The 19,411-nt window shown below is 64.5% G+C and carries 22 protein-coding genes; 7 read left to right on the plus strand and 15 right to left on the minus strand.

All coding sequences use genetic code 11. From position 1 onward, the window contains the following. Nucleotides 1-260: 260 nt before the first annotated feature. The 3 genes from JQ604_RS40155 to nth all read right to left on the minus strand — a co-directional run bounded on the left by JQ604_RS40155 (nucleotide 261) and on the right by nth (nucleotide 3,870). On the minus strand, nucleotides 261-1,889 hold the full coding sequence (locus tag JQ604_RS40155; RefSeq protein WP_212366293.1) for an MFS transporter: 1,629 nt from the start codon (nucleotides 1,887-1,889) through the stop codon (nucleotides 261-263). Next, nucleotides 1,876-3,009, minus strand: a complete 1,134-nt coding sequence (locus JQ604_RS40160) for an HlyD family secretion protein (RefSeq protein WP_212366294.1) — start codon at nucleotides 3,007-3,009, stop codon at nucleotides 1,876-1,878. The genes JQ604_RS40155 and JQ604_RS40160 overlap by 14 nt, the downstream gene beginning before the upstream one ends. 66 nt (nucleotides 3,010-3,075) lie before the next feature. Continuing rightward, the gene (gene nth, locus JQ604_RS40165) at nucleotides 3,076-3,870 is read right to left on the minus strand and encodes an endonuclease III (RefSeq protein WP_212366295.1); all 795 of its coding nucleotides are present in this window, start codon (nucleotides 3,868-3,870) and stop codon (nucleotides 3,076-3,078) included. Nucleotides 3,871-3,892: 22 nt separating this feature from the next. Here nth and JQ604_RS40170 point away from each other — a divergent pair, with 22 nt between their 5' ends. Together JQ604_RS40170 and JQ604_RS40175 are read left to right on the plus strand one after the other, a co-directional pair. Then, nucleotides 3,893-4,423, plus strand: a complete 531-nt coding sequence (locus JQ604_RS40170) for a DUF2244 domain-containing protein (RefSeq protein ID WP_212366296.1) — start codon at nucleotides 3,893-3,895, stop codon at nucleotides 4,421-4,423. Nucleotides 4,424-4,478: 55 nt separating this feature from the next. After that, nucleotides 4,479-5,375, plus strand: coding sequence for a methylated-DNA--[protein]-cysteine S-methyltransferase (locus JQ604_RS40175; RefSeq protein WP_212366325.1), 897 nt, complete (start codon nucleotides 4,479-4,481; stop codon nucleotides 5,373-5,375). Between the two features lie 139 nt (nucleotides 5,376-5,514). On the opposite strand, the gene JQ604_RS40180 is transcribed toward JQ604_RS40175, so the two are convergent. The 8 genes from JQ604_RS40180 to dnaJ all read right to left on the minus strand — a co-directional run bounded on the left by JQ604_RS40180 (nucleotide 5,515) and on the right by dnaJ (nucleotide 11,075). Further along, complete coding sequence (locus tag JQ604_RS40180; RefSeq protein ID WP_212366297.1) at nucleotides 5,515-6,045, minus strand: GNAT family N-acetyltransferase; 531 nt, start codon at nucleotides 6,043-6,045, stop codon at nucleotides 5,515-5,517. Then, entirely contained in the window at nucleotides 6,042-6,665 is a 624-nt protein-coding gene (locus tag JQ604_RS40185; protein WP_212366298.1) for a 2,3-bisphosphoglycerate-dependent phosphoglycerate mutase, read from the minus strand. Before JQ604_RS40185 ends, JQ604_RS40180 begins: the two co-directional genes overlap by 4 nt. 30 nt (nucleotides 6,666-6,695) lie before the next feature. Further along, nucleotides 6,696-7,508 carry a 4-hydroxy-tetrahydrodipicolinate reductase gene (gene dapB, locus JQ604_RS40190; protein WP_212366299.1) on the minus strand — a complete coding sequence of 271 codons (813 nt, stop codon included), beginning with the start codon at nucleotides 7,506-7,508 and terminating at the stop codon, nucleotides 6,696-6,698. Nucleotides 7,509-7,565: 57 nt separating this feature from the next. Beyond that, nucleotides 7,566-7,868 carry a DUF1330 domain-containing protein gene (locus JQ604_RS40195; protein ID WP_212366300.1) on the minus strand — a complete coding sequence of 101 codons (303 nt, stop codon included), beginning with the start codon at nucleotides 7,866-7,868 and terminating at the stop codon, nucleotides 7,566-7,568. A 26-nt stretch (nucleotides 7,869-7,894) separates the two neighbouring features. Beyond that, nucleotides 7,895-8,605, minus strand: coding sequence for an orotidine-5'-phosphate decarboxylase (gene pyrF / locus JQ604_RS40200; protein WP_212366301.1), 711 nt, complete (start codon nucleotides 8,603-8,605; stop codon nucleotides 7,895-7,897). A gap of 6 nt (nucleotides 8,606-8,611) precedes the next feature. Then, nucleotides 8,612-9,190, minus strand: coding sequence for an NADPH-dependent FMN reductase (locus JQ604_RS40205; RefSeq protein ID WP_212366302.1), 579 nt, complete (start codon nucleotides 9,188-9,190; stop codon nucleotides 8,612-8,614). 53 nt (nucleotides 9,191-9,243) lie between these two features. After that, a complete protein-coding gene (locus JQ604_RS40210) occupies nucleotides 9,244-9,846 on the minus strand; it encodes a class I SAM-dependent methyltransferase (protein ID WP_212366303.1) in 603 nt (200 codons plus the stop codon). A gap of 92 nt (nucleotides 9,847-9,938) precedes the next feature. Then, nucleotides 9,939-11,075: a molecular chaperone DnaJ gene (dnaJ, locus tag JQ604_RS40215; protein ID WP_212366304.1), complete on the minus strand. Its 1,137-nt coding sequence runs from the start codon at nucleotides 11,073-11,075 to the stop codon at nucleotides 9,939-9,941. Here dnaJ and JQ604_RS40220 point away from each other — a divergent pair. Continuing rightward, the gene (locus tag JQ604_RS40220; RefSeq protein ID WP_212366305.1) at nucleotides 11,068-11,271 is read left to right on the plus strand and encodes a hypothetical protein; all 204 of its coding nucleotides are present in this window, start codon (nucleotides 11,068-11,070) and stop codon (nucleotides 11,269-11,271) included. The genes dnaJ and JQ604_RS40220 overlap by 8 nt on opposite strands. On the opposite strand, the gene dnaK is transcribed toward JQ604_RS40220, so the two are convergent. Then, entirely contained in the window at nucleotides 11,268-13,169 is a 1,902-nt protein-coding gene (gene dnaK / locus JQ604_RS40225; protein ID WP_212366306.1) for a molecular chaperone DnaK, read from the minus strand. The genes JQ604_RS40220 and dnaK overlap by 4 nt on opposite strands. A 235-nt stretch (nucleotides 13,170-13,404) precedes the next feature. Between dnaK and JQ604_RS40230 the strand changes: the two genes are divergently transcribed. From JQ604_RS40230 to pncA, 3 genes are all read left to right on the plus strand, one after another. Next, nucleotides 13,405-13,629, plus strand: a complete 225-nt coding sequence (locus JQ604_RS40230; protein WP_212366307.1) for a hypothetical protein — start codon at nucleotides 13,405-13,407, stop codon at nucleotides 13,627-13,629. A gap of 124 nt (nucleotides 13,630-13,753) precedes the next feature. Next, nucleotides 13,754-14,692 carry a hypothetical protein gene (locus JQ604_RS40235; RefSeq protein ID WP_212366308.1) on the plus strand — a complete coding sequence of 313 codons (939 nt, stop codon included), beginning with the start codon at nucleotides 13,754-13,756 and terminating at the stop codon, nucleotides 14,690-14,692. 198 nt (nucleotides 14,693-14,890) lie between these two features. Continuing rightward, complete coding sequence (pncA, locus tag JQ604_RS40240; RefSeq protein ID WP_212366309.1) at nucleotides 14,891-15,601, plus strand: bifunctional nicotinamidase/pyrazinamidase; 711 nt, start codon at nucleotides 14,891-14,893, stop codon at nucleotides 15,599-15,601. Between the two features lie 43 nt (nucleotides 15,602-15,644). Here the strand turns inward: pncA and JQ604_RS40245 are convergent, their stop codons facing one another. The 3 genes from JQ604_RS40245 to hrcA all read right to left on the minus strand — a co-directional run bounded on the left by JQ604_RS40245 (nucleotide 15,645) and on the right by hrcA (nucleotide 18,537). Beyond that, nucleotides 15,645-15,911: a type II toxin-antitoxin system prevent-host-death family antitoxin gene (locus JQ604_RS40245; protein WP_212366310.1), complete on the minus strand. Its 267-nt coding sequence runs from the start codon at nucleotides 15,909-15,911 to the stop codon at nucleotides 15,645-15,647. An 820-nt stretch (nucleotides 15,912-16,731) separates the two neighbouring features. Then, nucleotides 16,732-17,337: a nucleotide exchange factor GrpE gene (gene grpE / locus JQ604_RS40250; RefSeq protein WP_212366311.1), complete on the minus strand. Its 606-nt coding sequence runs from the start codon at nucleotides 17,335-17,337 to the stop codon at nucleotides 16,732-16,734. Nucleotides 17,338-17,448: 111 nt separating this feature from the next. Beyond that, entirely contained in the window at nucleotides 17,449-18,537 is a 1,089-nt protein-coding gene (gene hrcA, locus JQ604_RS40255) for a heat-inducible transcriptional repressor HrcA (protein WP_212366312.1), read from the minus strand. A 158-nt stretch (nucleotides 18,538-18,695) separates the two neighbouring features. Here hrcA and rph point away from each other — a divergent pair, with 158 nt between their 5' ends. Then, nucleotides 18,696-19,409 (plus strand): ribonuclease PH, encoded by a 714-nt coding sequence (gene rph, locus JQ604_RS40260; RefSeq protein ID WP_212366313.1) that lies wholly within the window; start codon nucleotides 18,696-18,698, stop codon nucleotides 19,407-19,409. Nucleotides 19,410-19,411: the final 2 nt, after the last annotated feature.

Below are 19,411 nucleotides of genomic sequence, written 5' to 3' on the forward strand. Positions count from 1 at the left end.
TGCGCATCGGGCTCGAAGCCTTCCAAGCCATCAAATTTGGCGCCACTCTGGGGCTCCGCGATGTGTGAATCGAACAGCCGCTCTTCTGCGGGGAGAGGTCGGATCGCATCGCGAGATGCGATCCGAGTGAGGGGCATGGCAACGTATGGCCGCAACAACGATCCGTCCGACTCATCGACGCGACGCAAAAATGAGACGGCTATCGCGCGGAGAGAGCCCCTCACCCTAACCCTCTCCCCGTGAAGAACGGGGAGAGGGAACTACGAGACCGCAACACCACACTTCCTCAGCACCGTCTTCGCAAAACCAAACGGTGCCGGCGTGAACGGTCCGGGCGGCGCCCGCTTCATCAGCGCGACGCAACCGAGCGCCGCCATCGCGAGCCAGAAGCACAGCCAGAAGCCGTCGATGTAGGCGAGCACATTGGCCTCGCGCTGCACCCGTGCCGCCAGCGTGCCCACGGCGCGCGCGTTGGCCGATGCCGCGCCATGGCTGGCATAGCTCTCCGCCATCTTCTGCAGAAGGCGCACGACGTCGGGATCGCCGTTCTGGACGTACTGCCCGAGATAATTGGAGTGGATCTGCTCGCGCACGCGGAGCCAGGTGCCCATCAAGGCGACGCCGATCTCGGCGCCACCGAGCCGCATGATCTGGATATAGGCGGCAATGGTCGTGGAACGCGACGGATCCACATTGGAGAGCAACAGGATGATGATCGGCAACAACGTGAAGGCCTGACCCACCGAGGTCAGCAACACGATGCCGACGAAATCCTCCCGCGCCCAATCGTGGCTCAACTGCGTGCCCAGGAGATTGGCGGCGGCGAAGGCTGAAAAGCCGAGCACGACGACGGTCCGCGGATCGAAATACCTGAGCAGGACGATCGAGATCGGCACCAAGACGAAAGCCGGCAACGCGCCGCAGGTCAGCAGCAGCACACCCGATTGCTCCGGTCGCATCGACGCGATCGTGCCGAGAAAGTTCGGCACCAGCGACGAGTTGCAGAGGCTGGTCAGCGTGTACAGCAGGATGGCCGTTAGTGCGAGGCCGACGTTGCGCGAGAACAGCACGTTGAAATGCGCCCAGGGCTGGCGCACCAGGGTCTCGTTGATCAGGAAAAGAACGAACAGGACGCCGCCGCCGATCAGGAGCGCCATGACCGTGCCGGACTCCAGCCAATCCAGCCGATTGCCCTGGTCGAGCCCGGCATAGATCATCGACACGCCGGCACCGAGCAGCAGCATGCCGCCCCAATCGGCGTGCCGCAGCAGATCGTGATTCACCGGCTCGCGCGGCGTGCCGAGATAGACCATCAAGGCCATCAGCGGCGCGATCACCACGCTCTGCCAATACAGCCACTGCCAGCCGAGATGATCGACGTAGAACCCGACCAGCGAGCTCGACGTATCCAGCGCGAAGCCGACACGGATCGCATAGATCGAGATCGCCGGCAGCCACCAGCGGATCGGCAGGTTGCGCAGAATGATCATCAGCGTCGCCGGCACGAAGGTGCCGAGCAGCATGCCGTGGATGATGCTGAGTCCGATCAGTGTCGCAAAATCGTGCACGAACGGGATGATCAGCGAGATGAAGGCGTAGACGAGACTGGGGATGCCGAGCACACGGCGCAGGCCGAACACCGTGGCGAGCCAGGCGACCGCGGGCGCTATCAGGATCTGCGAGCCGATGCCGGCGGTCGACAGCCAGGCGCCTTCGTCAAAGCCGAGCGAGAAAGCACCGCGCAGATCCGGCAGACCGACCGACGTCAGCCGACTGTCGAAATTCGCCAGGAACGAGCCGAGCAGAACCGCGCCGACCGCGAACAGCGGCTGCGGCGCGATGCCGCCGCGCGAGACCGGGCCGCGATCGCCGTCGTCACTTGCCGCCATCGGCAGGCGCTCCGGCCGTGTTGATGTCGGTGACGACGGACATGCCGGGCAGCAGCCGCTCCAGCAGCTTCTGGCCCTTGTCGAGCTGGATGCGCACGGGGATGCGCTGCACCACCTTGGTGAAATTGCCGGTGGCGTTGTCGGGCGGCAGCAGCGCGAATTGCGAGCCGCTGGCAGGGGCAATGCGCTCGACGCGGCCGCGCAGCTTCTCGTTCGAGAAACTGTCGACGGTGATCTCGACCGGCTGACCCGGCTTGACGTGGGTGAGCTGCGTTTCCTTGTAGTTCGCGATCACATAGACATCGGGCAGCGGCACGACGTTGATCAGGTTGGTGCCTGTGTTGACGTAGTCACCCGGCTGCACCTGCCGCTCACCGGTGACGCCATCGAACGGCGCGACGATCTTTGTGTAGCCAAGCTTCAGCTTCGCCGCCGCAAGCGTCGCCTTGGCGCCTTCGAGATCGGCGGCGCGCTGCTTCTTGGTGCCCTGCAGGACTTCGAGCTGATGCTTCTGGGCCGCGATCACGGCGCGGCTGGCGCGGACGTCGGCCTGCGCCTTGGCATAACCGGCGGTCGCTTGTTCCAGCCGCTGCCGCGTGCCGGACTCGGATTGCGACAGCGATTGCTGGCGCTCCTGCTCCTGCCGCGCCTCGACCTCCTGCGCTTCCGCGGAGACGCGCGCGGCTTCGGCCTGCGCGATCGTCGCGTATTGCAGCTCGACCTGGTTGTTCAGATTGTCGAGGGCTGCCTGCGCGCCGACGACACCGGCATCGGCCTGCGCGACCTGGGCCTGATAGTCGGCGGGATCGATCTGCACCAGCAGATCGCCGGCCTTGACGCGCTGAAAATCCTTCACCGCGACCGTCAGCACTTCACCGGAGACACGGCTGCTGAGCTTTGTCAGTTCCGCGCGGATATAGGCGTCGTTGGTCGACTGGATCGTGGCGTTGCCGACCCAGGCATCCCAACGCGCCGTCGCCAGCACGATGAAACCGAGCGCGACGATGACGGCGAACAGCGGAATCGTGAAGCGGCTCCAGAAGCCGCTCGGCGCAGGTTGCAGCTTTGGCGCCGTCGGCGCGGTCACAGGGGCGGGTTGCTGGCTCGCTTGATCTGTCACGACGATCCCTTCACGCACGCTCTGGAATACCGGACGACATTATCAACCTTAGATGTCGATCATGCCTCAGACGGTCTTTTCCGGCCACCGGCAAAGATCGTTGATCAGGCATACCTCGCAGCGCGGCTTGCGTGCGAGGCAGGTGTAGCGGCCATGCAGGATCAGCCAGTGATGGGCGTGCAGCATGAACTCGGACGGGATCACCTTCTCGAGCCCGAGCTCGACCTCGAGCGGTGAGTTGCCGGGTGCAAGGCCGGTGCGATTGCCGACGCGGAACACATGGGTGTCGACCGCCATCGTGTGCTCGCCGAACGCCATGTTGAGCACGACATTCGCGGTCTTGCGGCCGGCGCCGGGCAATGACTCGATCTCAGGCCGCGTGCGCGGCACCTCGCCGCCGAATTCGGCGATCAGCTTCTCCGACAGCGCGATGACGTTCTTGGCCTTGTTGCGATAAAGCCCGATGGTCTTGATGTAATCGCGGACCTTGTCCTCGCCGAGGTCGAGCATCTTCTCCGGCGTGTCGGCCACCGCAAACAGCGCGCGGGTCGCCTTGTTGACGCCGGCGTCGGTTGCCTGCGCCGACAGCACCACGGCGACCAGCAGCGTATAGGGATTGAGATGCTCGAGCTCGCCCTTCGGTTCCGGATTGGCCTTGCGGAACCGGCTGAAGACCTCGTGCACCTCCTCCGCCGTCCAGGGCTTGAACCTCGGAGCTTTTGGCTTGGCTGCCTTAGGTTTAGCCGCCTCGGGTTTGGCCGCCTTCTTTGCCACGCGAGGCGGCGCCTTGGCGGCTTTCTTCGTCGGCGCGGATCGAACGCTCGATGTCTTGGCGCGTTGAGGGCGGATGATTTTGGCCATGATCGGGATATACTGACACGTCATGACCGCAGGCAACGACTTTGATCCCAAAGCTGACGTCGAGGCCGAGCCGAAATTGTTCTCGGCGCTATTGACGCCGCATCGCTCGCTGAGCCGCACCGGTTTCGTGGTGCTGATGACATTCGTGACGGTCATCAGCTTCGTCGCCGGCGTCGTGTTCTGGTGGATGGGCGCCTGGCCGATCTTCGGCTTCTTCGGGCTCGACGTGCTGATCATCTACTGGGCGTTCAAAGTGAATTTCCGCACCGCCAGGGCGAGCGAGGAAATCACCGTGACGCCGTCGGAGCTGCGGGTCCGCCGGGTCAGCCATCGCGGCCATGTGGTGGAATGGGTGCTCAATCCGCTCTGGGTGCAGTTCGAGCAGACCGCGCATGAGGAATTCGGAATCGAGCGGCTTTACCTGGTCTCACGGGGCCGCCGGGTCAGCGTCGGCAGCTTTTTGAGCCCGGACGAAAAAGCGAGCTTTTCCAAGGCCTTGCTTGTTGCGTTGAACACCGCGAAGCGCGGCCCCACCTACAATCCCATCCATTGATCGTTTGTCGGAAATCGGGTGGTTTGGACGCGCCATGGCTCCTAAATCTGAACCCATGATGATATCAGCCATCCATGACGAACGCCTGGCCAAGCCGGGCACACAGCACGCCGCATTGCGCGACTACGACTCGGTGCGGCGCGCGATCGCCTTCATCTCCGAGCACTGGCGCACGCAGCCGACCATCGAGGCGATGGCCGATGCCGCCGCGGTGACGCCGGATGAGCTCCACCATCTGTTCCGCCGCTGGGCCGGGCTGACGCCAAAGGCCTTCATGCAGGCGCTGACGCTCGACCACGCCAAGGGCCTGCTGCGCGACTCCGCCAGCGTGCTCGACGCGGCGCTGGACTCAGGCCTGTCGGGCCCGGGCCGGCTGCACGATCTCTTCGTCACCCATGAAGCGATGTCGCCGGGCGAATGGAAGAATGGCGGCGCCGGCATGATCTTGCGCTACGGCTTCCATCCTTCTCCGTTCGGCACCGCGATCGTGATCGCGACCGACCGCGGGCTGGCAGGCCTTGCCTTCGCCGATCACGGCGACGAAGCGACTGCGTTTGCCGACATGAAGCGACGCTGGCCGAACGCGACCTATGTCGAGGACGCCGACGGCACCGTCGCGCTGGCACAGCGCGTGTTCGATACGCGGCTGTGGCGGCCCGACCAGCCGCTGCGCGTGGTGCTGATCGGCACCGATTTCGAGGTGCGGGTGTGGGAGACGCTGCTGAAGATCCCGATGGGTCGCGCGGTCAGCTATTCCGACATCGCCTGCAAGATCAGCAGGCCGAAGGCCTCACGCGCCGTCGGCGCCGCGGTCGGCCGCAACCCGGTGTCGTTCGTGGTGCCGTGCCACCGCGCGCTCGGCAAGAGCGGCGCGCTGACCGGCTATCACTGGGGCATCACGCGCAAGCAGGCGATGCTCGGCTGGGAAGCCGGGCAAGTGGGATTGCATTGAGAGATTTGTAGGGTGGGCAAAGGCGCTCTTGCGCCGTGCCCACCATTCTCGGCGTGCTCGTGATGGTGGGCACGCTTCCGCCTTCGCTCTTCGAGCTACGGCGGACAAGTCGCTTTGCCCACCCTACAAATCCACGCGGCTACTGATCCAATCGTTTCCAGAACAGCGCCGTGTCGCACAGCCTTCCATCGGGAAACAGCGCGTAGTTCGGAATCAATCCGCACTCCGTCCAGCCGGCGCGCTTGTAGAGGCGGTAGCCGTTGTCGCCGGGCACGGTGTCGAGCACCAGCAACCAGCGGCCGCAGCGTTTGGCCTCGTCCTCGATGCGCGCCATCAGCAATGCGCCAACGCCGCGGCCGCGTGCTGCGCGATGCACCAGCATCTTCTTGACGTCGGCGCGGTGCGGCTGGTTGGGCGGCGTGTCGAGGCCGAGTTGCACGGTGCCGACGATCTTGCCGTCGAGCTTGGCGACCAGCAGCACCGTATCGCCGGCCGCAACTGACTTCGCGACCTTGCGGAAGAATGCCAGGCCATCTCCTTGCGAGAACGGCGCCATGAAGCTGACGCTGGCGCCGCCCGCGACACAATCGACGAGGACGGACGCGAGCTCATTCAGCGCCGTGTCGGAGACCGGCGCTGCGAGAACGGAGAGTTCGACCGCGCCGCTCACGCGGCGAGATCAACCTTGGACGCCACCGTCGCATCCGCATTGAGGCGATAGATCACCGGCGCGCCGGTCGCGAGCTCACGCTTGAGGATCTGCTCGGGCGTCAGCTTCTCCAGCACCATGATCAGCGCGCGCAGCGAATTGCCGTGGGCGGCGACCAGCGTGCGTTCGCCGCGCAGCACGCCGGGCAAGATCTCCTTGACGTAATAGGGCAGCGCGCGCGCCAGCGTGTCCTTCAGGCTCTCGCCGCCGGGCGGCGGCACGTCGTAGGAGCGGCGCCAGACCAGCACCTGGTCCTCGCCCCACTTCTTGCGGGCGTCGTCCTTGTTGAGGCCTGAGAGATCGCCATAGTCGCGTTCGTTGAGCGCGAGATCCTTCGTGGTCTTCAAGCCGGTCTGGCCGAGCTCGGCCAGCAACAGCTTCAGCGTATGTTGCGCGCGGGTCAGGTCGGAGGTGAAGGCGACGTCAAACGACAGGCCTTGTGCTTTCAATTTGCGGCCGGCTTCCTTGGCCTCGGCGATGCCCTGCTCGGTGAGATCAGGATCCTTCCAGCCGGTGAACAGGTTCTTCAGATTCCAGTCGCTCTGGCCGTGCCGGACCAGCACAAGAAGACGTTCGCTCATTCCAATACTTCCGTTTCTGCTAGCTGAAAGTTAATCGCTCAATCCCAGCACGTCGGCCATGGTATAGAAGCCGGGCTTCTTGCCATGCGCCCACAGCGCCGCCTTCAGCGCGCCCTGCGCGAACAGCGTGCGGTCCTCGGCGTGGTGCGACAGCGTGATGCGCTCGGACGGGCCGGCGAAGATCACGCTGTGATCGCCCGCCGCGGTGCCGCCGCGCAGCGAGGCAAAGCCGATATCGCCGGGACGCCGCGCGCCGGTCAGTCCGTCGCGGCCGCGCGCCGAATGCTGCTCGAGCGCGATCTTGCGGCCTGCCGCGGCGGCCTCGCCGAGCATCAACGCAGTGCCTGACGGCGCGTCGATCTTGGCCTTGTGGTGCAATTCCAGGATCTCGATGTCAAAGCTCTGGTCGAGCGACTGCGCGACGCGCTTGACCAGCGCGGCCAGCAGATTGACGCCGAGGCTCATATTGCCCGACCGCACCACGACGGCGCGGTTGGTCACGCTCTTGATCACGGCCTCGTCCGACGACGACAGGCCGGTGGTGCCGATGACATGGACGAGGCCGCGCTCGGCCGCGATCGCAACATTGGCGATGCTCGCCGCCGGCACGGTGAAATCGAGGATGCCGTCGGCTTTCGCCGACATGGTCCAGAGATCGGCGGAGAGCTCGATGCCGTTGGCCGGCAGGCCCGCCAGCACGCCGGCGTCCTTGCCGAGCAGCTCCGAGCCCGGCGCTTCCAGCGCGCCTGCCAGCACCGCACCCGGTGTTTCCGAAATCACCCGCGTCAGCGCGCGGCCCATCCGGCCGCCGGCGCCCGCAACAATCAACCGCATGTCAGCCATGGCTCACCTCACCAGGGCCGTATAGCTGGCTATGCGTGTTCCGACAACCGCGGGGCCTCAGGGCTGCGGGCCGTCATAGCCCTCGATGATGACAAGGTCCGCCGTGGAATGCGGCTGGCGGACCTTGATATTGGCCTGGTATTCCGGCGAGTTGAAGCAGGCCAGCGCGGTTTCGTAGTCCGGAAATTCGATCACGACATTGCGCGAGCGGCTCTGGCCTTCCATCTCGGTAAACTTGCCACCGCGTACGACGAAGCGGCCGCCGAATTTCTTGAAGATCGCAGGGTTCGCAGCCGCGTAGGGCTTGTAGCCCTCGTCATTGTGCACGTCGACGCGCGCGATCCAGTATGCCTTTGCCATTGTTCTTCTCCCTTGTTGTTCGTTGTTTAACCCAGCGCCTGCGCGATCTCGGCCTGGATGGCCTCGGCCGTCGCCCTGGGGTCAGCAGCTTCGACGATCGGCCGCCCGACCACCAGATAGTCAGCGCCGGCCGCGATTGCCCGCGCCGGTGTCATGATGCGCTTCTGGTCACCGCTCGCCGAGCCGGCGGGGCGGATGCCGGGGGTGACCAGGTTCATCTGGTGGCCGACGATCTTGCGCAGGGCGCCGGCTTCCTCGGGCGAGCTGACGATGCCGTCGACGCCGAGCACCTGCGCCTGCTGCGCGCGCGCCTCGACGAGGTCGGAGACGCCGAGGCGGTAGCCTGCGGCATGCAGATCGGCGTCGTCATAGGAGGTCAGCACGGTGACCGCGAGGATCTTCAGCCCCGAGCCGGCGCGCGCCTCGACCGCGGCCTTCATGGTCTGCGGATAGGCATGCACGGTGACGAAGGTCGCGCCCAGCGTCGCGACACTCTCGACGCCGCGCGCCACGGTGTTGCCGATATCGTGCATCTTGAGGTCCATGAAGACCTTCTTGCCCGCTTGCGCGAGCTCTTTCGCCAGCGGCAGGCCGCCGGCATAGGTGAGCTGATAGCCGATCTTGTAAAAGTTCACGCTGTCGCCGAGCTTTGCGATCATCGCCTCCGCGGCAGTCACGGACGGCAAATCGAGCGCCACGATCAACCGGTCTCTCGGAGCGATAGGGGCTGGCTGCATGTCACCTCACATCATGCGTTGGGAATGGTCGATCAGCTGCCGCACCAGCGCCTGCAGCGCCTCGATGTCGGCGGGGTGTTTCAGACGATCCATATCGTCATAGGCCTGCTCGGCGAATGACAGCGCGAGCTGGTTCGGGATCACGGTCGCATGGCAGGCCGAGAGAATGAGCCGCAATGCGGCCAGCGCGCGGGTGCCGCCGAGCCGGTTGCCGGAGGCGGCCGCGATCGCGAAGGCGCGGTCGCGGAACACTTGCCCGCGGCTCTCGTGCGGATCCTGCACGCGGCTGATCCAGTCGATGGTGTTCTTCACCAGCGCCGGCACCGAGGAATTGTATTCCGGCGTCACAAGGAGCACGCCGTGATGCGCGCCGAGCATGCGCTTGAGATCGACCGCGTGCTTCGGCACGCCGGATTTGGCCTGCAGATCGCCGTCATAGATCGGCAGCGGATAATCGGCGAGCGAGATGCGGGTGACGTCGGCGCCGGCCTGCGCCAGCGCATGCGCGATCACGGCGGCGAGCTTCGCGTTGAGCGAGCCTGATCGCAGCGATCCCGGGATCACGAGGATTTTCAGCGCGGACATTTTTGAAATCGCGGTTGGGGCCAACCCCGCCGCGCGAAACGCGCCGGGCAGTCTTAGCCCTTGCGATACACCCAGACCCGGGCGGGCGGAAGGTTCATCCAGATCCGCTCGGAAGCTTCTGTGGACACGCCCGGCAGCGATTTGGGAATCGGGGGCACGACCGAATAGGTGAATTGGATGAAGGGAGCGCCGGGATCGAGCGCCACGAAGGCGTCGCGGATCAGCTTCAGGCGGGTCAGCATCGGCTTGGTGACCAGCGGCAGGCCGGAGACCACGGCGGATGCCGGGGTCTTCAGGACTTCCCAGAGCGAGTCGCGGAGCTTGTAGGCGTCGCCATGGACGACCTTGGCTTGCGGATAGCGCTCACGGAGCAGCGCGCAGAAGCCGGGATTGTATTCGACCAGGACGAGCCGCTTCTGATCGACGCCGTGCTCGATCAGCGCGTTGGTGATCGCACCGGTCCCGGGCCCAAGTTCGACGACCGGACCTTCCCCTTGCGGATCGACATATTGCGCCATGGTGCGGGCAAGCAGACGCCCTGACGGCATCACCGCGCCCATATGCAGCGGCTTCTCGATCCATGAACGGAGGAAACGGACCTCGTCGTCGAGACGGAGGGGCTTCTTCAACGCGCGCACGGACGATTGCAGGGGCATGTCGCTACCAGGCGGGACCGCACAATCGAGCGGTTGTCAGAAAACAGTCATAAAGAGGTATAGGTCAGAACCGTTATGGTCAAGCGCAACGGTTACTGCGGAGACGAGCGGTTTCCGAAGAAGTCCTTGACCTTAGAGAAGAAACCCGCCGCCTCCGGCTGCGTTGCACCGGACGACAGTTTTTCGAACTCCATCAGCAATTCCTGCTGCTTCTTGGTCAGATTCTGCGGCGTTTCGACCATCACCTGGACGTACATGTCGCCGGTCTGGCGCGAGCGCAGCACCGGCATGCCCTTTGATGCGATGCGGAATCGACGGCCGGACTGGGTGCCCGACGGCACCTTCACCTTGGTCTTGCCCTTATCGATGGTCGGCACTTCGAACTCACCGCCGAGCGCAGCCGTCACCATCGAGATCGGCACGCGGCAATGCAGGTCGGCGCCATCGCGCTGGAAGAACTGGTGCGTGGTCAGCGACAGGAAGATGTAGAGGTCGCCGGGCGGACCGCCGCGAACGCCGGCCTCGCCTTCACCGGCGAGGCGGATGCGCGTGCCGTCCTCGACACCCTGGGGAATGTTGACCGAGAGCGTGCGGTCGCGCGTGACGCGGCCGGAACCGGCGCAGGAGGCGCAGGCATCCTCGATCATCTGGCCGCGGCCCTGGCAGCCGGGGCAGGTGCGCTCCAGCGTGAAGAAGCCCTGGGCCTGGCGAACGCGGCCGGCGCCGCCGCAGTGCGAGCAGGTCTTCGGCTTGGTGCCGGCCTTGGCGCCGGTGCCGGAGCAGGATTCACAGGTGACGGAAACCGGGATTTCGATCTGCGCGGTCTTGCCCTGGAAGGCTTCCTCCAGCGCGATCTCCATGTTGTAGCGCAGGTCGGCGCCACGCTCGCGGCCACCGCCGCCACGACGCTGTCCGGCCATGCCGAACAGGTCTTCGAAGATATCGGAGAACGACGAGGCGAAGCCGGCGCCGAAGCCCGGACCGCCGCCGCCCATGCCCTGCTCGAAGGCGGCGTGGCCAAAGCGGTCATAGGCGGCGCGCTTGTCGCCGTCCTTGAGGACCTCATAGGCCTCGTTGATTTCCTTGAACTTGACCTCGCTCGAGGCATCGCCCGGATTCTTGTCCGGATGCCATTTCATCGCAAGCTTGCGGAACGCCGACTTCAGCTTGGTCTCGTCCGCGGTCCGCTCAACCTCGAGGGTTTCGTAATAGCAGCGCTTGGTGGACATCCGTCAATTCCGTCCGAAGTTCGTCGCCATCGCAAACGATCGCGGCTGTTTGCAAAATGAGACCCTGGAAGATGCAGTCTTTGAAGATGCAGCCCTGGAAGATGCAGTGACCGGCTTAACGAAAAATGACCCCCACCCCATTGAGACGCGTGGCGTGCTCTTTGGTGTGGGGGTCATGATGCCGGCTCGCGGTTAAGCGGACTTCTTGTTGTTCTTGTCGTCGTCGACCTCGGTGAACTCCGCGTCGACGACGTCATCCTTGGCAGCGTCCTTCTTGGCGTCGGCCTCGGCCTGCTGCTTGTACATGGCCTCGCCGAGCTTCATCGAAGCCTGCGCCAGCGTGTTGGTCTTGGCCTTGATCGCCTCGGCGTCGTCGCCCTTCAGCGCTTCCTTGAGGTCGCTGACGGCGTCTTCGATCGCGCGGCGCTCGGTCTCGGCGACCTTCGAGCCGTGTTCGGCGAGCGCCTTCTCGGTCGAATGCACCAGGCTGTCGGCGTGGTTCTTGGCGTCGACCGCCTCGCGGCGTTTCTTGTCCTCGGCCGCGTTGGCCTCGGCGTCCTTGACCATCTTCTCGATGTCGGCGTCGGACAGGCCGCCGGATGCCTGGATCCGGATCTGCTGCTCCTTGCCGGTCGCCTTGTCCTTGGCGGACACGTTGACGATGCCGTTGGCGTCGATGTCGAACGTCACCTCGATCTGCGGCATGCCGCGCGGCGCCGGCGGAATGCCCATCAGGTCGAACTGACCGAGCATCTTGTTGTCGGCCGCCATTTCACGCTCGCCCTGGAAGACGCGGATGGTGACGGCGTTCTGATTGTCCTCGGCCGTCGAGAACACCTGGCTCTTCTTGGTCGGGATCGTGGTGTTGCGGTCGATGATGCGGGTGAACACGCCGCCCAGCGTCTCGATGCCCAGCGACAGCGGGGTCACGTCGAGCAGCAGCACGTCCTTGACGTCGCCCTGCAGAACGCCGGCCTGGATCGCGGCACCGATGGCGACGACCTCATCCGGGTTGACGCCCTTGTGCGGCTCCTTGCCGAACAGCTGCTTCACGACTTCCTGCACCTTCGGCATGCGGGTCATGCCGCCGACCAGCACCACTTCGCCGATCTCGCCGGCGGTGAGGCCGGCATCCTTCAGCGCCTTGCGGCACGGCTCGATGGTCTTCTGCACGAGGTCGTCGACCAGCGCTTCGAACTTGGCGCGGGTCAGCTTCATCGTCAGATGCTTCGGACCGGTCTGGTCCGCAGTGATGAACGGCAGGTTGATCTCGGTCTGCGTGGTCGACGACAGCTCGATCTTGGCCTTTTCAGCGGCTTCCTTCAGACGCTGCAGGGCAAGCTTGTCGTTGCGCAGGTTGATGCCCTGCTCCTTCTGGAACTCGTCGGCCAGGTAACCAACGAGACGCATGTCGAAGTCTTCGCCGCCGAGGAAGGTATCGCCGTTGGTGGACTTCACCTCGAACACGCCGTCGCCGATTTCAAGAATGGAGACGTCGAAGGTACCGCCGCCGAGGTCGTACACCGCGATCGTGCCGGCCTTCGACTTGTCGAGGCCGTAGGCCAGCGCAGCTGCGGTCGGCTCGTTGATGATGCGCAGCACTTCGAGACCCGCGATCTTGCCGGCGTCCTTGGTGGCCTGACGTTGCGCGTCGTTGAAGTAGGCGGGAACCGTGATGACGGCCTGATCGACCTTCTGGCCGAGATGGGCTTCCGCGGTCTCCTTCATCTTCTGCAGAATAAAGGCCGAGACCTGCGAAGGCGAATAGGTCTTGCCGTCGGCCTCGACCCAGGCGTCGCCGTTCGAGGCTTTGACGATCTTGTAGGGAACGAGCTTCTTGTCCTTCTCCACCATCGGGTCGTCGTAGCGACGGCCGATCAGGCGCTTCACAGCGAAGAAGGTGCGCTCGGGATTGGTCACGGCCTGGCGCTTCGCCGGCTGGCCGACGAGGCGCTCGCCATCGTCAGTGACGGCAACGATCGAGGGCGTCGTACGCATGCCTTCTGCGTTCTCGATGACCTTCGCGTTCTTGCCATCCATTACGGCGACGCACGAATTCGTGGTGCCGAGGTCGATACCAATGACCTTTCCCATAGCTCTCATATCCTTCTTGCTGCGGCAGGTTGGTTGGGCCCTGACGGCGCACCGAACCGAACCCCCAGACGATCAATTACTCGCGATATTGCGACGGTGAGCCTGATATAGGAGGGAGGGTCTGGCCCGCAAGGACCGAACGCAACGTTGAGGCCTGAAAAGACTGACGTTTGAAAGATTATGTCAGGTCAGGACCGCACCGCTTTCAACCCCTAAACATGTTAACAAATAAGCAATGTTGCAGGTCGCGATCAACCGCCGATATGCGCACACGATCGGCTCATGCTTGTTGAGTGAACGCTCACAAGCCAACCGCAGAGCGCGCAGCTATGCACAGGCCGGGCGCGATATTTGGCCGCTGCGCGCGCTGGTTGCCCGCGCAAGCACACTGCCGAAATCTCCGCAAAACCCGCTCAAATCCCCGCGAAAGGCGGCGATTTCGGGCAGCAAGGACCCATGAAGCGCTGCAGTGCCCTGTTGCTGGGCCATCAAAACCGCTAAAAGCGGGCCGACTGAATGAGGCCTTTTCCAGCCCTGCGCCGGCCTTCTCAAGAACGGCCCCGCGCAAACCCGGTAGATCTTTCATGATGCCCATCCGACTTCTCGCTGCGGTCGCTTTCCTCGTTGCCGCCACCTGGTCCGCATTCGCCGACGACGCGGTATTTCCGCCCGGTGCGCGCGTCGGCCTGAAGCCGCTGGTCGGCCTCGTCCGCGCCAAGTCGTTCATCGGGTTCGAGACCGAGGATCAGAGCGTGAAGGTCTTGATCACCGACCTGCCTGCGGACGCCTATGGCGAGGTTGCCAATGCGTTCAAGGCCAATCCCGGCGGCACCGGGGGCATCAAGCCCGACAGCATCGAGACCTCGGCCGGGCTCGCCTACTACACGATCGAGAGCGCGCGCGCCGGCACCACCAATGTGAAGCGCTATTCGATGATCCTGCCGGGTCCGAGCTTCTCCGGCTATGTCGCCGTGCAGGTGCCGGAGAACGCCAGCAAGATCTACAGCGACGATGCCATCCGGCAGATGTTCGCATCCGCGGTGATCCGCACCGAGGTGCCGGCCGAGGAGCAGCTCGCGTTGATGCCGTTCAAGATCACCGATCTCGGCGACTTCAAATATGTCCGCATGATCGCACCCGGCGCTGCGCTGATCATGGCCGACGGCGACGAGAAGACCGGCTTCGAGACCAAGCCGTTCGTGATCCTCGGCATGGTCCCGTCGACAGCGGCTTCGCCCGACGATCGCGACCGTTTCGCCCGTCAGATCGCGACCACGATCCCCGGCGTGCGCGACGGCCGCATCACCATGAACGAGGCGGTCCGCATCGACGGCCAGCCCGGCTTCGAGACCCGGATCGAGGCGACCAGCGGCAAGGACAATACGCCTGTCACCATCGTGCAGTGGCTGCGCTTCGGCGGGCAGACCTCGATCCGGATCATCGGCAGCGCGCCGCGCGACGACTGGGCCAAGGCCTTCCCGCGCTTCCGTGCCGTGCGCGACGGCATCCAGCCGCGCGGCTGACCGCGCCGTTCGCAAGCGAGCGTTTTGGTCCGATGCAATGGAAACGGAATAGGCTCCGGTGCCGAAAAATCGGCCTTTCATTCGTATACAAACGGAACTAGCCTCTCGTCGTTTCCTGCCTGGGCGTGATCTCTGGGAAGACCGGTCTCCGCGCTTCCGGTTCATGCCCTCCAAGTTTCATCAGCGAGGAGAGGGACGATGTTGAATCGACGACAGGTCGTTGCAGGTGCCGGCGCGACGGCGCTTGCAACTTTCATCTCGAACGGGGTCTGGGCAGCGGCGATCAAGCCGGACGAAGCGTCCGCGCTGCTCGTGATCGACGTGCAAAACTGCTTCCTGCCCGGCGGCAGCCTCGCCGTGAAGGACGGCGAGCAGGTGGTCCCGATCATCAACAAGATGGCGAAGAGCTTCGCCAACGTCGTGATGACCCAGGATTGGCACACGCCGGGTCACATCTCCTTCGCATCGGTCCATTCCGGCAAGAAGCCGTTCGAGACCGTCGACCTCCCCTATGGCAAGCAGGTGCTGTGGCCCGATCACTGCGTGCAGGGCACCGACGGCGCCGGGCTCTCGAAGGACCTCTCGATCCCGCAGGCCGGGCTGATCATCCGCAAGGGATTCCACAAGGACGTCGACAGCTATTCGGCCTTCACCGAAGCCGACGGCAAGACCAGCACGGGGCTTGCCGCCTATCTCAAGGCGCGCAAGATCAAGCGCGTCTTCGTCGCGGGTCTCGCCACCGATTTCTGCGTGGCATGGACCGCGCTCGATGCGCGCAAGGCCGGCTTCGAGACCTATGTGGTGGAAGACGCCTGCCGCGGCATCGACACCCAGGGCTCGCTCGCCAAGGCCTGGGCCGACATGGCGAAGGCCGGGGTGAAGCGGATCCAGTCGGGCGATATCGCGTAGGTCGCCGCTCGAAACGACCGCCGAAAGCGACTCAGCTCAAGGCTCATTTCGCCTTGAGCTCGGCGTTCAGATGCTCATATCCACGTGCCATTTCGCTCGCCTCAAGGGCAGCGATATCCTCGTCGGTCAGCTCTTCGGCCCGCACTGCTAGGCGATCGCGGGCGCGCAGGCGTTCGTATTCGTCATACGACAGTACGACGTTGCGCGGCCGGCCGTGCTTGGTGATCAACACCGGCTGACTCAGCGCGCGGTCGAGCGCCTCGCCGACCCGCTCTTGGAATTCACTCGCGCTGAGGGTCACGGTCGCCATGAGAAGCCTCCATTTTCCCCAAAATAGCGAAAATCGGGATATTTTGAAGGTCGACCCAAAGGGAGTTTTGGCGTCAGCGTCCGGGGCGCCCTCGGAGCTGAACACCTCGCAGGCATGCAAATTATTTCCGCTATGACGATTTTTCGTCTTTACAGTATTACTGATTTATGCTACAAGCCTTCTATTCTACCCGATCAGAGGGGCGCTCGCGATCGCCACGAACGTGGGTAGGGATGCGGTGGCCGCGGCGTGCGCAATTGACGTGTGCGCATGATGCGGACGGTGAAGTCGTGCAGGTCGGACGCCCCAGGGCTGGCGTCTTGTCCGTGGCTGGTCCGCGGGCGACGGTGTCAATGAAGTCTGGTCACCGGGATGAGCACGTATAAGCCGTAAAGCCATTGCGCAGGGAAGGCCGGAGTGCCTCCGCTGCCCTGTATGCTCGTGTGCGCAGTTCTTTTTGTGCACATGCGCACGAGACCGCGGGTGCAGCGCGCACCCGGCTTTCCCTGCGCCCTCTATCCGAAGAGTGCGCGTAACGAGATGAAAAACTCGGGCAAACCATGTCGCGAGAACGCGAAGCTGCGAGTGATCGAGATTGACCCAAACCGCAAATCCGTCGTCCTGGCGAAAGCCAGGACCCATTACCCCAAATGCGCATTGCTGCGCGACGCTGGGGCCACGATCCCATTCACAATCGAATTCGGTGGTTATGGGCCCTGGCTTTCGCCAGGGCGACGATGTGGACGGAGCGTGTGAACCACACACTCACCGTCGTCGCGGCACAGGCCAGGACGACGGCTGGAGAGAGCCGTACGCCTCGTTATTCCGTGGGCGCCGCCGCCGGGGCTGCCTTGGCGCCGCCCTTGGCAACACCGACCAGCGCCGGGCGCAGCACGCGCTCGCCGATCATGTAGCCGGCCTGCACGACCTGCACGACCGTTCCCTGCGGGACCGACGGATCCGGCACCTCGTACATCGCCTGCTGGAAGTTCGGATCGAACTTCTCGCCGGACGGATCGAACTTCTTCACGCCGTTCTTTTCCAGCGCGTTGAGCAGCGAGCGCTCGGTCAGCTCGACGCCCTCGATCAGCGCTTTCAGGCCCGGATCAGCCGCGGCCTTGGCTTCGGCCGAAACGGCGTCCAGCGTGCGCTGCAGATTGTCGGCGATCTCGAGCACGTCGCGGGCAAAGCCGGTAATGCCATAGGTCTTGGCATCGGTGACCTCGCGCTTGGTGCGCTGGCGCAGATTCTCCATCTCGGCCAGCGTGCGCAAGGTCCGGTCGCGCGCCTCGGCCAGCTCCTTGGTCAGCGTCTCGACCGAACCCGGCTCGGGATCGTCGGGCATGATGTAGGGCTTGGACACCACGGGCTCGCCGGTCTGCGCCGGGGCCTCGGCGTTGTCGTTCGGCCGGTTTGGATCGGTCATGGCTTGCCTTCTCGGAAACTCGCGTCGGATCAAATATCGGGGATTGGTTGCCCGCCATATCGTGCTTTAGGACGCGAAAATCAAGCGCTGAAGCGCCCCAGCGGGGGCCGATCAGCCACCCAGAATGCGGCTGACGATGCGGGCGGCGTAATCCACGGTCGGGATCACCCGGGCGTAATTGAGCCGGGTCGGGCCGATCACCCCGAGCACGCCGACGATCCGGCCCGCGCCGTCGCTATAGGGCGCGATGATGGTCGAGGAACCCGACAGCGAGAACAGCTTGTTCTCCGAGCCGATGAAGATGCGCACGCCATCGGCGGTCTCGGCCCGGCCCAACAGGTCGACCACGCCGCGCTTGGTCTCGAGATCATCGAACAGCGACTTGATGCGCTCGAGATCCTCCAGCGCGTGCAAATCTTCCAGCAGATTGGCATGGCCGCGCACGATCAATTGCCGGTTCTCGTTCTCGCCGCCGGACCAGCTCGCGATTCCGGCCGCAATGACCTTCTGCGTGAGCTGATCAAGTTCGGCGCGGCTCTGGGTCAGCGCGGTCTCGAGTTCCAGGCGCGCTTCGGCCAGCGTGCGGCCGCGAATCCGCGCATTGAGGAAGTTGGTGGCTTCCGTCAGCGCCGAGGAGGGAACGCCAGGCGGCAGCGCCAGCACGCGATTCTCGACCTGGCCGTCTTCCGCGACCAGCACCACGAGCGCCCGCTCCGGCTCCAGCCGGACGAATTCGATATGCTTCAGCCGTGCATTGTTCTTGGCAGTCAGCACCACGGCCGCGGCCCGCGTCAGGCCCGACAGCCGCGTCAGGGCTTCGCCGAGCGCCGCCTCGACCGATTGCGCGCGGCCGACGGAGGCGAGCTGGGTCTGGATCGACTGCCGCTCGGCCTCGGTGAGGTCGCCGACCTGCATCAGGGCGTCGACAAAGAAGCGCAGGCCCAATTCGGTCGGCAACCGGCCGGCCGAGGTGTGCGGCGCATAGATCAGGCCCAGCTGTTCCAGGTCCGACATCACGTTGCGGACGGAAGCCGGCGACAGCGGAACTGCGATCAGGCGGGAGATGTTGCGCGAACCGACCGGCTCGCCGGTGGCCAGATAGCTCTCGACGATTTGACGAAAAATGTCGCGCGAACGCTCGTTGAGCTGGGCCAAACCAGCGTGTGGCGCAATAAGTCCGATCGGATCGTGGTGAGCCACCTTTTCTCCCTCACTCGTCCCCCTAATTTGTCTATCCGGGAGGCATGTGACAAGCGCGCTTTCACCCCGCTGTTTACGGGGCCGAAAACCCTTGCCGCTGCCCGCTCCCCCTCCTACAAGCACGGCCAACGATTTCTTTTGCATTTTCGGAGGTTTCCATGCGGCCGAGCCGCCGTGCGCCCGATCAGTTGCGCCCCGTCACGCTGGAACGCGGCGTCGTCAAATATGCCGAGGGTTCCTGCATGGTAAAATTTGGCGACACCCATGTGCTGGTCACCGCCACGCTGGAAGAGCGGCTGCCACCCTGGCTCAAGGGTCAGGGCCGCGGCTGGGTCACCGCCGAATACGGCATGTTGCCGCGCGCCACGCTGGAGCGCACGCGCCGCGAGGCCTCCGCGGGCAAGCAGGGCGGCCGCACTGTCGAGATCCAGCGCCTGATCGGCCGCTCGCTCCGCGCGGCCGTCGATCTCGAAGCGCTCGGCGAGCGTCAGATCACGGTCGACTGCGACGTCATCCAGGCCGACGGCGGCACCCGCACCGCCTCGATTACCGGCGCCTGGGTCGCACTCGCCGACTGCCTCAACTGGATGAAGTCGCGCAATATGCTGAAGACCAACGTGCTGCGCGACAATGTCGCCGCGATCTCCTGCGGCATCTATCAGGGCACGCCGGTGCTCGATCTCGATTACGCCGAGGATTCGGAAGCCGACACCGACGCCAATTTCGTCATGACCGGCGACGGCCGCATCATCGAGGTGCAGGGCACCGCGGAGAAGACGCCGTTCTCGGAAACCGAGTTCCTGGCATTGATGGCCCTTGCACGCAAGGGTGTCGCGCGTCTGGTCGACTTGCAGAAGATCGCGGTCGCGTAGTC

Origin of the sequence: Bradyrhizobium jicamae (genome assembly GCF_018130695.1) — a bacterium.
Classification (GTDB): domain Bacteria; phylum Pseudomonadota; class Alphaproteobacteria; order Rhizobiales; family Xanthobacteraceae; genus Bradyrhizobium; species Bradyrhizobium jicamae_B.

What these genes read in the sequence shown, in the direction of transcription:
- JQ604_RS40155 (WP_212366293.1), bottom strand. Translation starts at nt 1,889, where the DNA reads ATGGCGGCAAGTGACGACGGCGATCGCGGCCCGGTCTCGCGCGGCGGC.
- nth (WP_212366295.1), bottom strand. Translation starts at nt 3,870, where the DNA reads ATGGCCAAAATCATCCGCCCTCAACGCGCCAAGACATCGAGCGTTCGA.
- JQ604_RS40170 (WP_212366296.1), top strand. Translation starts at nt 3,893, where the DNA reads ATGACCGCAGGCAACGACTTTGATCCCAAAGCTGACGTCGAGGCCGAG.
- JQ604_RS40175 (WP_212366325.1), top strand. Translation starts at nt 4,479, where the DNA reads ATGATGATATCAGCCATCCATGACGAACGCCTGGCCAAGCCGGGCACA.
- JQ604_RS40185 (WP_212366298.1), bottom strand. Translation starts at nt 6,665, where the DNA reads ATGAGCGAACGTCTTCTTGTGCTGGTCCGGCACGGCCAGAGCGACTGG.
- dapB (WP_212366299.1), bottom strand. Translation starts at nt 7,508, where the DNA reads ATGGCTGACATGCGGTTGATTGTTGCGGGCGCCGGCGGCCGGATGGGC.
- JQ604_RS40195 (WP_212366300.1), bottom strand. Translation starts at nt 7,868, where the DNA reads ATGGCAAAGGCATACTGGATCGCGCGCGTCGACGTGCACAATGACGAG.
- pyrF (WP_212366301.1), bottom strand. Translation starts at nt 8,605, where the DNA reads ATGCAGCCAGCCCCTATCGCTCCGAGAGACCGGTTGATCGTGGCGCTC.
- JQ604_RS40205 (WP_212366302.1), bottom strand. Translation starts at nt 9,190, where the DNA reads ATGTCCGCGCTGAAAATCCTCGTGATCCCGGGATCGCTGCGATCAGGC.
- JQ604_RS40210 (WP_212366303.1), bottom strand. Translation starts at nt 9,846, where the DNA reads ATGCCCCTGCAATCGTCCGTGCGCGCGTTGAAGAAGCCCCTCCGTCTC.
- dnaJ (WP_212366304.1), bottom strand. Translation starts at nt 11,075, where the DNA reads ATGTCCACCAAGCGCTGCTATTACGAAACCCTCGAGGTTGAGCGGACC.
- dnaK (WP_212366306.1), bottom strand. Translation starts at nt 13,169, where the DNA reads ATGGGAAAGGTCATTGGTATCGACCTCGGCACCACGAATTCGTGCGTC.
- JQ604_RS40230 (WP_212366307.1), top strand. Translation starts at nt 13,405, where the DNA reads ATGTTGCAGGTCGCGATCAACCGCCGATATGCGCACACGATCGGCTCA.
- JQ604_RS40235 (WP_212366308.1), top strand. Translation starts at nt 13,754, where the DNA reads ATGATGCCCATCCGACTTCTCGCTGCGGTCGCTTTCCTCGTTGCCGCC.
- pncA (WP_212366309.1), top strand. Translation starts at nt 14,891, where the DNA reads ATGTTGAATCGACGACAGGTCGTTGCAGGTGCCGGCGCGACGGCGCTT.
- JQ604_RS40245 (WP_212366310.1), bottom strand. Translation starts at nt 15,911, where the DNA reads ATGGCGACCGTGACCCTCAGCGCGAGTGAATTCCAAGAGCGGGTCGGC.
- grpE (WP_212366311.1), bottom strand. Translation starts at nt 17,337, where the DNA reads ATGACCGATCCAAACCGGCCGAACGACAACGCCGAGGCCCCGGCGCAG.
- rph (WP_212366313.1), top strand. Translation starts at nt 18,696, where the DNA reads ATGCGGCCGAGCCGCCGTGCGCCCGATCAGTTGCGCCCCGTCACGCTG.